At 67.6% G+C, this 11,117-nt stretch carries 10 protein-coding genes and 1 pseudogene; 5 read left to right on the top strand and 6 right to left on the bottom strand.

The window, feature by feature from the left end:
• Positions 1-176: 176 nt before the first annotated feature.
• Together VN856_RS18955 and VN856_RS18950 are read right to left on the bottom strand one after the other, a co-directional pair.
• A pseudogene (locus VN856_RS18955) lies at positions 177-811 on the bottom strand (DUF3000 domain-containing protein).
• Positions 812-965: 154 nt separating this feature from the next.
• Positions 966-1,778 (bottom strand): enoyl-CoA hydratase/isomerase family protein, encoded by an 813-nt coding sequence (locus tag VN856_RS18950; RefSeq protein ID WP_325691794.1) that lies wholly within the window; start codon positions 1,776-1,778, stop codon positions 966-968.
• A gap of 110 nt (positions 1,779-1,888) precedes the next feature.
• On the opposite strand from VN856_RS18950, the gene hemE reads away from it, so the two are divergent.
• Genes hemE through VN856_RS18930 form a run of 4 tightly spaced genes read left to right on the top strand, consistent with a single transcriptional unit; the run spans position 1,889 to position 5,777 of the window.
• The gene (gene hemE / locus VN856_RS18945) at positions 1,889-2,938 is read left to right on the top strand and encodes a uroporphyrinogen decarboxylase (protein WP_325691792.1); all 1,050 of its coding nucleotides are present in this window, start codon (positions 1,889-1,891) and stop codon (positions 2,936-2,938) included.
• Positions 2,935-4,302 carry a protoporphyrinogen oxidase gene (locus VN856_RS18940; protein ID WP_325691790.1) on the top strand — a complete coding sequence of 456 codons (1,368 nt, stop codon included), beginning with the start codon at positions 2,935-2,937 and terminating at the stop codon, positions 4,300-4,302. The genes hemE and VN856_RS18940 overlap by 4 nt, the downstream gene beginning before the upstream one ends.
• A gap of 5 nt (positions 4,303-4,307) precedes the next feature.
• The gene (gene hemQ, locus VN856_RS18935) at positions 4,308-5,003 is read left to right on the top strand and encodes a hydrogen peroxide-dependent heme synthase (RefSeq protein WP_325691788.1); all 696 of its coding nucleotides are present in this window, start codon (positions 4,308-4,310) and stop codon (positions 5,001-5,003) included.
• A gap of 21 nt (positions 5,004-5,024) precedes the next feature.
• Positions 5,025-5,777, top strand: a complete 753-nt coding sequence (locus VN856_RS18930; RefSeq protein ID WP_325691786.1) for a class I SAM-dependent methyltransferase — start codon at positions 5,025-5,027, stop codon at positions 5,775-5,777.
• Between the two features lie 108 nt (positions 5,778-5,885).
• Here VN856_RS18930 and msrB read toward each other — a convergent pair whose 3' ends face one another.
• From msrB to VN856_RS18910, 4 genes are read right to left on the bottom strand one after another with little or no spacing between them, the layout of a single operon-like run.
• Positions 5,886-6,296 (bottom strand): peptide-methionine (R)-S-oxide reductase MsrB, encoded by a 411-nt coding sequence (gene msrB / locus VN856_RS18925; protein WP_325691784.1) that lies wholly within the window; start codon positions 6,294-6,296, stop codon positions 5,886-5,888.
• Positions 6,293-7,600 (bottom strand): arabinofuranan 3-O-arabinosyltransferase, encoded by a 1,308-nt coding sequence (gene aftC / locus VN856_RS18920; protein ID WP_325691782.1) that lies wholly within the window; start codon positions 7,598-7,600, stop codon positions 6,293-6,295. The genes msrB and aftC overlap by 4 nt, the downstream gene beginning before the upstream one ends.
• Positions 7,601-7,626: 26 nt before the next feature.
• On the bottom strand, positions 7,627-9,204 hold the full coding sequence (locus tag VN856_RS18915) for an alpha/beta hydrolase (protein WP_325691780.1): 1,578 nt from the start codon (positions 9,202-9,204) through the stop codon (positions 7,627-7,629).
• A gap of 11 nt (positions 9,205-9,215) precedes the next feature.
• Positions 9,216-9,989: a pyrimidine reductase family protein gene (locus tag VN856_RS18910; protein WP_325691778.1), complete on the bottom strand. Its 774-nt coding sequence runs from the start codon at positions 9,987-9,989 to the stop codon at positions 9,216-9,218.
• Positions 9,990-10,023: 34 nt separating this feature from the next.
• On the opposite strand from VN856_RS18910, the gene zapE reads away from it, so the two are divergent.
• Positions 10,024-11,049, top strand: a complete 1,026-nt coding sequence (gene zapE, locus VN856_RS18905; RefSeq protein ID WP_325691776.1) for a cell division protein ZapE — start codon at positions 10,024-10,026, stop codon at positions 11,047-11,049.
• Positions 11,050-11,117 lie beyond the last annotated feature (68 nt).

Genomic DNA, 11,117 nt, shown 5'->3' with positions numbered 1-11,117 from the left:
CGGCGTCCACCGCGAACGGGCCGTGGCCGCCGGCGAGCAGCTCCGCGGCGGCCTTGATCTCCCCGACGGTGGTGGACAGGTCGGGCACCCCGTCGGACGGATGCAGCAACGGGGTGACGTCGGATTCCGCGTCGTCGAGCGTCTCGTTTGGTGCTTCTGCCGACTCCGGAGCCATGTCAAACGCGCGACCGGGTGCCCAAATCTGTCACCCCGACCGGTGGTAACCCGGCGGCGTGCTCGAGCACTTCGCAGAACGCCTCGACGTGGGTACCGATGTCGGTGGTGAGTGCCGTCCACGACGCGCGCAGCTCCAGCTGGTGTGCGCGCGGCGGTCCGGAGATGTCGCCGTAGCGCACCGAGGTGGTGGCGGTGACCGTACCGCCAAGCGCGGTGACCTGCTCGGCGCGTGCGTCCAACGCCTCCACCAGCCAGCTCCACGCGACTTCCGGCAGCAGCGGGTCGACGGCTTCGCTGGAATCCAGATCGGCCTGGATGTAGGCGACCAGCCGCATGGTGCCGTCCCAGGCGTCAGCGCCTTCGGGGTCGTAGAGCAGGATCAGCCGCCCGAACGCGTCACCGTCCGACCGCTCCGGGACGATGTCGACTTCGGGACGCTTGACCTCAGCGCCCAGCGCGTAGCTGTATGGCGCGAGACGCTGTGGCGGCCGGATGGGGCCCAACTCGATTTCGGGTCGGACGGTGGCTCCGCTCATCGCCGCCACGGCTTCGCGAAACGGGACTGGTTCGGCTGCTGTCATACGCGCCGCTCCTCCTCGTCGCTGCGCCCCCCGTCGCTGGCGGCCGAGGTCACGGGCGCCGCAATTGTCCGTCGCCCCGCTCCGCGTCGTTGCTGGCGGGTCACAGCGTCTGACGCTAGACCTATCCGGCGACGCGGCGACACAGGCGCGCCGTTTCGGTCGCCAGGGTCCGGTGCGGGTGGGCTGGTGCAGGGTCGTCATGTCGTCCTAGTCAGTGGTGAAACGTGCCGGGCGCTTCTCGCGGTGGGCGGCCAGCCCTTCACGCACGTCCGGGCCGCCGAAGCTCAAAAACTCCAGGCCAAGAGATGTTTCGAAGGCCGGGGCGGCCGTCCGGTACCAATGGTTGAGGCTGTGTTTGGTGAACCGGATCGCCGATTGCGCACCTTGCGCCAGCTCCGTTGCGATGCGCGTCGCGGTGGTGAGCACCTCGTCGTCGTCCACGCAGAGCGAGACCAGACCGATGCGTTCGGCTTCGGCGCCGTCCAGCGGCGCGCAGGTGAGCAGGTAGTACTTGGCCTTGGCCATTCCGACCAGTAGCGGCCAGCAGATGGCGGCGTGATCGCCGGCGGCGACTCCGAGCTTGGTGTGGCCGTCGATGATCTTGGCGGTGCGTCCGGCCACCGACACGTCGGCCAGCAGCGCCACCACCAGGCCAGCACCGACCGCCGCGCCGTTGATCGACGAGATCACCGGCTTGTCGAAGTTGACCATGTTGAGCACCAGGTCGCGGGCTTCGCGCATGATGCGCATCCGGTCGTCGAACTCGCCCATGGTCTCGTCGATCAGGTCGAAGCTGCCGCCCGACGAGAAGGCCTTGCCTTCGCCGCGGACCAGCACTGCCCGCACGCCGGGGTCGCGGCCAATGGCCGGCCAGACGTCGGCGAGGTCGCGGTGCATCTGCGGCCCGACCGAATTCAGCCCGGGCGCGTCAAGAATCAGGTGCAGCACGCCGTGGTCAGCGCGTTCGATTCGCAGGCTGGGGAACTCGTCATAGCTGACTTCTGGGTGGCGAACTGGCATCCCGGCTCCTGACCACTGGCTCACGGACGTTGACGACGACGACGTTACGCACGGCTCGGGGCGCCGCTCGCCGCACCCGTCATACGGCGGTCGTGGCAGCATTGAACCTGATGAGTGACCGTCGCACGCTTCCCGAATCGCCCTACCTGGCCGCGGCCGCCGCCCGCAAACCCACCCGCGTGCCGGTGTGGTTCATGCGGCAGGCCGGGCGTTCCCTGCCGGAATACCGGGCGCTGCGCAAGCAGAACACGATGATGGAAGCCTGTTTCGACGCCGGGCTGATCGCCGAGATCACGCTGCAGCCGATCCGCCGGCATGACGTCGACGCGGCAATCCTGTTCTCCGACATCGTGGTTCCACTGCGCGGTGCCGGCGTCGACGTGGATATCGTCGCCGACGTCGGCCCGGTGATCGCCGCGCCGGTGCGCACCGCGGCCGACGTCGACGCCCTGCGGCCGTTGGACCCCCAGGGTGTTCAGCCGGTGTCGGATGCCGTCTCGCTGCTCGTGCGTGAACTGGGGGAGGTGCCGCTGATCGGTTTCGCCGGCGCACCGTTCACGCTGGCGTCCTACCTGGTCGAAGGCGGCCCGAGCCGCAACCATGCCCGCACCAAGGCCATGATGCTGGCCGAACCGGCGTGCTGGCATGCGCTGATGGAGAAGCTGACAGACCTGACCGTCGGTTTCCTGCGGGTACAACTCGATGCCGGGGTGGATGCGATTCAGGTGTTCGATTCGTGGGCGGGCGTGCTGTCGCTGGCCGACTACCGGCGCTACGTGCTGCCGCACAGTTCGCGGGTGTTCGCCACGCTGGCCGATCGTGGTGTGCCGATGACGCACTTCGGGGTGGGCACCGCGGAACTGCTGGGTGCCATGTCGACGGCCGGTGCGACGGTGGTCGGTGTCGATTGGCGGACCTCCCTTGTCGACGCCGCGGCGCGGGTCGAGGCCGGAAAAGCGTTGCAGGGCAACCTCGATCCGGCGGTGCTGCTGGCCGGCTGGGCGACCGTGGAGCAGGCGGCGCGCGCGGTGGTCGATGACGGACGGCGTGCCGTGGACGCCGGGGCGGCCGGGCACATCTTCAACCTCGGCCACGGCGTGCTACCGGAAACCGATCCGGCGATTCTCACCGACCTGGTAGCGCTGATCCACTCGCTATGACTCGTTCGTATTGTGTTGTCGGCGGCGGAATCTCGGGCCTGACCGCAGCCTATCGGTTACGGCAGAGCGCCGGTGACGATGCGACCATTACCCTTTTCGACCCCGCAGACCGGCTCGGCGGCGTGCTGCGCACCGAGCAGATCGCCGGAGTTTCCGTCGATGTCGGAGCCGAGGCGTTCGTGGTGCGCCGACCCGAAATGCCCGCGTTGCTGGCCGAACTGGGCCTGGCGTACGACCAACTCGGCACAACGGGTGCGCGTCCACTGATTTACAGCCAGAGTCGGCTGCACCCGCTGCCGACCGGAACTCTCATTGGCATCCCGTCGTCGTCGGAGTCGATGGCCGGTCTGGTCAACGATGCCACCCTCGCCCGGATCGCCGCGGAACCGGATCAGCCGTTGAGTTGGCGGCCCGGCGCCGATCCGGCCGTCGCCGACCTGATCGCCGATCGGTTCGGCGAACAGGTGGTGGCCCGGTCGGTGGATCCGATGCTCAGCGGGGTCTACGCGGGATCAGCTGCGACGATCGGCCTGCGCTCGGCCGCCCCGACTCTGGCCGCCGGCTTGGACGCCGGCGCCGCCAGTGTTACCGACGCCGCTCGCCAGGCACTCACGAGCGCCACCGCGGGCCCGATCTTCGGCGCGGTGGGTGGCGGGTACCGGGTGCTGGTGGAGGAATTGGTTCTGCACAGCCGGACCACGTGGGTACCGGCCGCGGTGGACGGCATCGAAGCCGTGCCGGCGGGGGGCTGGATGTTGCGCGACAGCACCGGTGCCCAGTGGAAGGCCGACGGGGTGATCTTTGCCGTCCCGGCCGCGCGACTCGCCGATCTGGTCGAGACCGTCGCACCGCGCACCGCGGCGGCGGCCGGGCGCATCGACACCGCATCGTCGGCGGTGCTGGCGATGGCCGTGCCCCGCGGGATCGCCTTCCCGCAGAATTCCGGGGTTTTGGTGGCTAGCGGAGAACAGTTGCACGCCAAGGCAATTACGCTGTCGTCGCGCAAGTGGGGGCGGCGCACCGATGTCGAGTTGTTGCGACTTTCGTTTGGGCGCTTCGGCGACGACCTGGCAACTCGCGCGTCCGACGATGAGTTGCTGGCGTGGGCGCTCGACGATCTGGCGACCGTTTTCGAGCTGAAGATCGACCCGGTGGATGTCTGCATCCAGCGCTGGCCGGATGCGATGCCGCAGTACGCACCCGGCCACCGCGACCTGGTGGCCGAATTGCGGGCCGGTCTGCCGCAGACTCTCGCAGTGGCGGGCAGCTATCTCGACGGGATCGGGGTGCCGGCGTGCATCGGCGCGGCCGGACGGGCGGCGACCAGCACTATCCAGGCGGTCGAAACCTCCGTGGCACGATAGTTCTCATGCCCCGCTTGGACTACGACGCTCTGAACGCCACCGTTCGATACCTGATGTTCTCGGTGTTCTCGGTCAGCCCTGGGCAACTCGGCGAAGACCGCGAGGCCGTCGTCGACGAAACCGCGACCTTCTTCAAGCAGCGCGAAGAACACGGCGTCGTGGTGCGCGGTCTCTACGACCTCGCCGGATTGCGCGCCGACGCCGACTTCATGATCTGGACGCACGCCGAACGGGTCGAAGCCCTGCAAGCCACCTACGAGGACTTCCGCCGAACCACGACGCTGGGCCGCGCGTCGACGCCGGTGTGGAGCAGCGTCGCGCTGCATCGGCCGGCCGAATTCAACAAGAGCCACATTCCGGCGTTTCTGGCCGGCGAAGAACCGGGCGCCTACATCTGCGTCTACCCGTTCGTGCGGTCCTATGAGTGGTACCTGCTGCCCGACGAGGAGCGTCGGCGCATGCTCGCCGAACACGGGATGGCGGCCCGCGAATACAAAGACGTCCGGGCCAACACGGTCCCGGCGTTCGCACTCGGGGACTACGAATGGCTGCTCGCCTTCGAGGCACCGGAGCTGCACCGCATCGTCGACCTGATGCGGGAACTGCGGGCCACCGACGCACGGCGACACACCCGTGAAGAGACGCCGTTCTTCACCGGGCCGCGAGTTCCGGTCGAGCAGCTAGTGAATTCGCTGCCCTGAACCTGCTCCAGAGGGGGAGACATGACAACGCAATTCGATCCCAACGATCCCACCCGTTTCGAAGAGATGTATCGCGACGAGCGGGTCGCGCACGGCCTGCCCGCCGCCACGCCGTGGGACATCGGCGGCCCGCAGCCAGTGGTGCAGCAACTGGTCGCGCTCGGCGCAATCAAGGGCGAGGTCCTCGACCCGGGCACCGGTCCGGGCCATCACGCCATCTACTACGCCTCAAAGGGCTACTCGGCCACCGGAATTGACGGTTCGGAAGGCGCGGTACAGCGGGCCCGTGAGAACGCCCGCAAGGCCGGGGTGTCGGTGAACTTCCAGCTGGCTGATGCGACGAAGCTCGACGGCCTGGACAACCACTTCGACACCGTCGTGGATTGCGCGTTCTACCACACGTTTTCGACCGAGCCGGAGCTGCAGAGGTCCTATGCCCGGGCCCTGCACCGGGCCACCAAGCCGGGAGCCCGGCTGTACATGTTCGAATTCGGCATCGGAAACGTCAACGGTTTCCAGATGCCACGATCACTGTCCGAGGACGACTTCCGGGGGGTGTTGCCCGACGCCGGCTGGGAAATCACCTATCTGGGCCCAACGACCTACCAGATCAACATGAGCTCGGAGAGTTTCGACCGGATGCTGGCGCGCAGTCCCGAAATGGCCGACCAGATAAAGCCGTTGGCCGATCGGTTCCGGACCATCGAACCGTGGCTGACTGACGGCCGCGCGCATGCCCCGTTCTGGGAAGTGCACGCCAGCCGGGTGGACTAGGGCCGCGACCTGGCGCAAGAGCCGGCCAGCGTCAGGAGCCGGCCGCGAGACATAAACGATTGCGAATGCGGCTGGCGTGTCGTCGCAACGGTTTCAGTGTCGCGAAGGTCAGGCCGGCACCAGGCGCAGCGAGATCGAGTTGATGCAGTAGCGCTGGTCGGTGGGCGTCGGATAGCCCTCGCCCTCGAAGACGTGACCGAGATGGCTGTGGCAATTGGCGCACAGCACCTCGACGCGCTTCTGGCCCAGCGAGTGGTCGGGGCGCAGGATCACCGCGTCGGAGTTCGCCGGGTCGAAGAACGACGGCCAGCCGCAATGGGATTCGAACTTCTCCGTGCTGCGGAACAGTTCGGCGCCGCAAGCACGGCATTGGTAGACGCCTTCGGTCTTGGTGTCGGTGTACTCGCCGACGAACGGGCGCTCGGTTCCAGCGCGACGCAGCACGTCGAACTCTTGCGGGTTGAGTTTCTTGCGCCATTCGTCGTCGCTGAGTTGCAGTTTTGGGGCGGAGGAAGTCATGCCTCCACGCTAGCGCGAGGTTGCGGAGGCGTCACCCAGGGCGGATCGATCCCGTCGTCGAGGCGATTTTCGGCCTTGGCGTCGAGGTAGCGGAAGTACAGCACGGTGAACACCACGATCAGCAGCAGCGACCAGCCGTAGGTGATCTTGAGGTAGTCCAGCGGCCGCCCGATGTACATCCAGTGGAGCAGCAGCCACTTGTCCATCGTCAGGAAGCCGTAGACGCCCAGCCAAGCCGGCCAGTTGCGAATCACTGAATTGGGCAACACCACCGTCATCAGGAACGGGAACAGCATCATCGAGTAGTAGCCCTGGGCCAGTGCCAGCACCAGCCACGACCACAGCAACAGCACACCCGACGATGTGGTGAACCAGAACAGCGGATCACGGGTCCGGTAGTAGCGATACAGCAGCCACAAGCCGCCGATAGCCAGCAGGGTGAACAGGATCCGCAGAAACAAGATCAGCCAGAAAGGCAGCCCGAAGTAGACTCCGTTGCCTTCGATCGAGCTGTTGAAGTAATCGCGGACGCCCAATGTGTAGGGCACGGTGCGGGTGACGAAGTCCATCGGGTGGACCACCAGGGGCCATGCGGCCAGATTGAACGCCGCCGGCACCACCAGGGCGGCCAGCACTGCGCGCCACTGACGGTTCAGGAACGGCAAAAGCAGCAGTGGTAGCAGCACCGGCTTGACCACCAAAGCCAGGCCGATCGCGATGCCGGCCCACCACTGATGCCTGACGCTGTTGGCTTCCGAACCGTCGAGCAGCCAGCGCAAGAACAACACCTCGAGCAGCAGGATGACACCGTTGATGTTGGTGAAAACCAATGTGCTCGTGACGGATTCGGTGCAGAACATCGCCAGCAGCAGTGCCGGGGCCGCCACCGAGGTCAGCCTGAAGTTGAACATCCGCAGCAGCACGTACCCGGCCAGCACGATGGCGGCGCTGTTGACTGCGACGAACAAGTAGCGCGACTCCGCGAACGGCAGATAACCGAAGGGCGCCATGATCAGCGTGCCGCCGGGCGGATACAGGTAGTGCGGGTCGACGTAGTCGAAATGCTCGTTGTAGATGTCCCAGCCGCGCCGGAAGTTCGACAGCGCGCGGTAGACCGGCTTGAAGTCGTCGGTGATGTTGCCGTTGGCGGGCAGCACGATGGTGCGGTGGATCACCGCCATGATGGCCAACGGCCACAGAATCGAACGCAGCACGGTCGCAGTGCCCGGGGCGGCGGTGCGGGGGGCAAAGATGGCCTGCGTCCAGTCGCGCGGACCGCTACGTGGGGATTCAACTGCCGTCACGAGCGCACCCTATACGGGCCGAAGGATCAGGCAGGACAGTAGGTGTCGGTGGCGGGCAAGTTGCCGCTGTCGAGGTAGCCGACCAGCGGGGGGACCGCGCACGACGAGTACACGCTCGCGCCGTGACCGATGCCCTGCCACATCACCCGCTTGCTGGCCGCGGTCGCGTTGATGATGGTGGCGGCCGTGGCCGAGACGCCTTCCTCCCCGACGATCGGGTCGCTCTGCACGCCCATCAGCAGCACGTTGACCTTGAGGATCTTCGGCGGTTGGGGCGGCTGGGTGCTCGGCCACGAGACACACTTGACCAGGTTGAGCGCGCCGACCGTGCCGAACTCGGGGTAGAGCTTGGCCCACGCCACCACCAACTCGCGGATGCGGTCGGGCGTGGGCCGGTTCACCGCGTCGCTGCAGGAGTTGACGAATTGTCCATCGGTGCCGGTGGTGCCCTGTGCCCGGTTGATCAGGCTGGTCAGCAGGTTGGTGTCACCGGAACGGGCGCTGTTGAGCGCGGTGGCCAGCTCGTTGGTGGTACCGACCCGGTCGCCGGTGGGGAACCCCAGCGCGATGCTGATGGCTCTGGCGATGGAGGCCACCGACGCACCCGCCGGACCGTGGCCGGCACGGGCGTCGGCCAGCATCGAGCTCACGGCGGCTTTCGGGTCGGGGCCCAGCGGGCAATTCACCGCCGCGCATTGGGCGGCGAACGCGTCCAGCGCCGCCTCCTGACCCTTGACCTTCTGCTCGGCCGCAGCTTCGGCGCCCACACCGAGCGCCACCGGCGAGTCGAGCACCAGCCTGGCGACCCGGTCCGGGTGGGCGCTGGCGTAGGACAGCGCCACCTGGGCGCCGTTTCCGATGCCGATCAGCGCCAACGCGGGCACGTCCCAGGTGCTGCGCAGCCTTTCGATATCGGTGGCGGCGTGGGTGTTGTCGTAGGCGGAGTCGCCGGGCGCGATGGTGTCGGTGCAGCTGGTGGTCGCGTTTTGCACGATGTCGGCGAGATTGGCGACGGGATCGTTGCCCGCCTGGAACTGCGCCTGATCGTGGATCTCCTGGCGGTCGAACTGATCCAGGCAGTCGATCGGGCTCGATGAGCCCATCCCGCGGCGGTCGATGGACACGATGGGGTGTTTTTGCAACACATCGGCGCCGGCACGCGCCAGCCACACGGCCAGTTGCCGCGACGACGGCAGGTCCGAACCGGTGGTGAAGACCAGCGGGCCGGCATCACCGGGCGTCTGGGCCGAGCGAGCGCGCATCACGCCGATGCTCAGCGTCCCGGCGGCGCCGTTGACCGGGTCGAGATCGGCGTCATAGCTTGAGCATTCCAGCTTGACACCCACCGGCGCGGGGACCGCCGCGTCGCCGAAACCCCGCGCTGTGCAGTCGTGCCACGGCAAGTCGTTCTTCGGCTTGGCAATCGGCGGCGGGGCATTGGGCGCCGTCGTCTTCGTTGCCTTTCCCTGCGGCCGGGCGCCGGCGTTGGTGGCAAAACGCGGATTGGCGGCCAGTCCAGGTGCGCAGCCGGCCAGCAATACGGTCACCACAATCAGCGACGTGGTGAATGCGGCGCGCCGGCTCATGCCGACCACAGTAGCCATTGCTCGATCGATCAGGCCTCGCGCACGTACCGCGTGTACAGGTAGCCGTCGTCGTCGGTGAGGACGTGGGCCCGCCGCATTCCAGTCAGCACCTGCTCGGGGCCGGTGGCGATCCGGCCTGCCTGGCCGCCCACCAGGGTCGGTGCGATGGTCAGGCACAGTTCGTCCAGCAGGCCGTTTTCGACGAACGAGCTGAACAGCGTGGGGCCCCCCTCGGTCAACACCCGAGGCACACCGCGTTCGGCCAGCACCGCGAGCACCGCGGCGGAGTCCACCTGGGCCGGGTCGTTGATCGAACAGTCGACCACGTCCGCCAGGCCGGCCAACGTGCGCTGGGTCTGGTCGGCCGCCGCCGCACAGGTACACACCATCGGTGGCACCTCGGTGCGGGTGAACACCGGCAAATCCCGGTCCAGGTGGCCGGATCTGGTGACGATCGCCAACGGCGGAACTTCGCTTTGCCCGCGAGCCTGCCGGCGCTGACGCTGCGCGACGGTTGGGCGTGCCCCGGAGTAGCCCTCGGCCCGCACGGTGCCCGCGCCGACCAGGATCACGTCGGCGACTTCGCGCAACACGTGGAACACCGCCCGGTCGCCCGGGCCGCCCAGCTGGCCGGATTTACCGCCGAAGGTCGCGCCACCGTCGAGGCTGGCGATGAAGTTCGCGCGCAGCCACACGCCGTCGTGGTCGGTGGGGTAGCCGTAGAGATCGGGCAGGTCGGCGCCGTCGAGGTCGCGGGTGGAGCCAAGCAGCCGCAGCTGCAATCCAGCGGCACCGTCAGCCATGCCGATGATTGGAGCACGTCGGTAGGGTGCCTGCATGCGCGGGGTTGCTGGACTGGTCGACCGGCAGCCCACCGTGTCACCGGAACGGCTGATCGCTCAGCTGACGCCGCCGCCGACTTTCGCCGACGCGAGCTTCGCGAGCTATCACCCCGACCCGGCCGAGCCGAGTCAATCGGCTGCTGTTGTGGTGTGTCAACAGTTTTGCGAGCGGGCCGTCGAACGCCGTCGCGGCCGCAGAAGGCTTCTCGGCAGACGGGAAGCCACGCCCGGTGTCGGGCTGTATCTGGACGGTGGTTTCGGCGTCGGCAAGACGCATCTGTTGGCCGCCGCCTATCGTCAGCTGCCCGATGATCCGGCCCACCCCAAAGCTTTTGCGACGTTCATGGAGCTCACTCAGCTCGCCGGGGTGTTCGGTTTTGTCGAATGCATCGATCTGCTGGCCGATTACACGCTGCTGTGCATCGACGAGTTCGAGCTGGACGACCCGGGCAACACCACGCTGATTTCGCGGCTGCTCTCCCAGCTCGTCGAGCGCGGTGTGTCGGTGGCCGCCACCTCCAACACCCTGCCCGAGCAGCTCGGCGAGGGGCGCTTCGCCGCCGACGACTTCCTGCGTGAAATCAGCACGCTGGCAGCGATATTCGATGTGGTCCGGATTGAGGGGCCCGACTACCGGCACCGCGACCTGCCACCCGCGCCGCAGCCGCCGTCCGACGACGAGGTAGCCGCTCGTGCCGCGACCGTGGCAGGCGCGACCCTGGATAACTTCGACGCGCTCTGCGCCCATCTGGCCACCATGCATCCGTCGCGCTACCTGGCGCTGGTCGACGGCGTGACGATGGTCTGTGTGATCGGGGTGCACACCGTCGACGACCAGAACGTCGCGCTCCGACTGGTGGCCTTGACCGATCGGCTCTACGACGCCGGCATACCGGTGCTGGCGTCGGGGGAGAGGCTCGACCGCATTTTCGGCGAGGAGATGCTGGCCGGCGGCTTTCGCAAGAAGTACCTGCGGGCCACGTCGCGGCTGCTGGCGCTGAGCGCGGCCGTCAACGCTTAGGCGACACACGTCACAGGGCGCCTCCTCCGGCATCGCCACCGCCGCCGCCTCCGGCATCGCCACCTCCG

This window comes from Mycobacterium sp., assembly GCF_035603715.1.
Classification (GTDB): domain Bacteria; phylum Actinomycetota; class Actinomycetes; order Mycobacteriales; family Mycobacteriaceae; genus Mycobacterium.
The sequence above is the reverse complement of the archived record's forward strand: the minus strand, read 5'-3'. Positions and strand labels throughout refer to the sequence as shown.

Coding starts and splice junctions, on each gene's coding strand:
- VN856_RS18950 (WP_325691794.1), bottom strand. CDS start 1,778: ATGCCAGTTCGCCACCCAGAAGTCAGCTATGACGAGTTCCCCAGCCTG.
- hemE (WP_325691792.1), top strand. CDS start 1,889: ATGAGTGACCGTCGCACGCTTCCCGAATCGCCCTACCTGGCCGCGGCC.
- VN856_RS18940 (WP_325691790.1), top strand. CDS start 2,935: ATGACTCGTTCGTATTGTGTTGTCGGCGGCGGAATCTCGGGCCTGACC.
- hemQ (WP_325691788.1), top strand. CDS start 4,308: ATGCCCCGCTTGGACTACGACGCTCTGAACGCCACCGTTCGATACCTG.
- VN856_RS18930 (WP_325691786.1), top strand. CDS start 5,025: ATGACAACGCAATTCGATCCCAACGATCCCACCCGTTTCGAAGAGATG.
- msrB (WP_325691784.1), bottom strand. CDS start 6,296: ATGACTTCCTCCGCCCCAAAACTGCAACTCAGCGACGACGAATGGCGC.
- VN856_RS18915 (WP_325691780.1), bottom strand. CDS start 9,204: ATGGCTACTGTGGTCGGCATGAGCCGGCGCGCCGCATTCACCACGTCG.
- VN856_RS18910 (WP_325691778.1), bottom strand. CDS start 9,989: ATGGCTGACGGTGCCGCTGGATTGCAGCTGCGGCTGCTTGGCTCCACC.
- zapE (WP_325691776.1), top strand. CDS start 10,024: ATGCGCGGGGTTGCTGGACTGGTCGACCGGCAGCCCACCGTGTCACCG.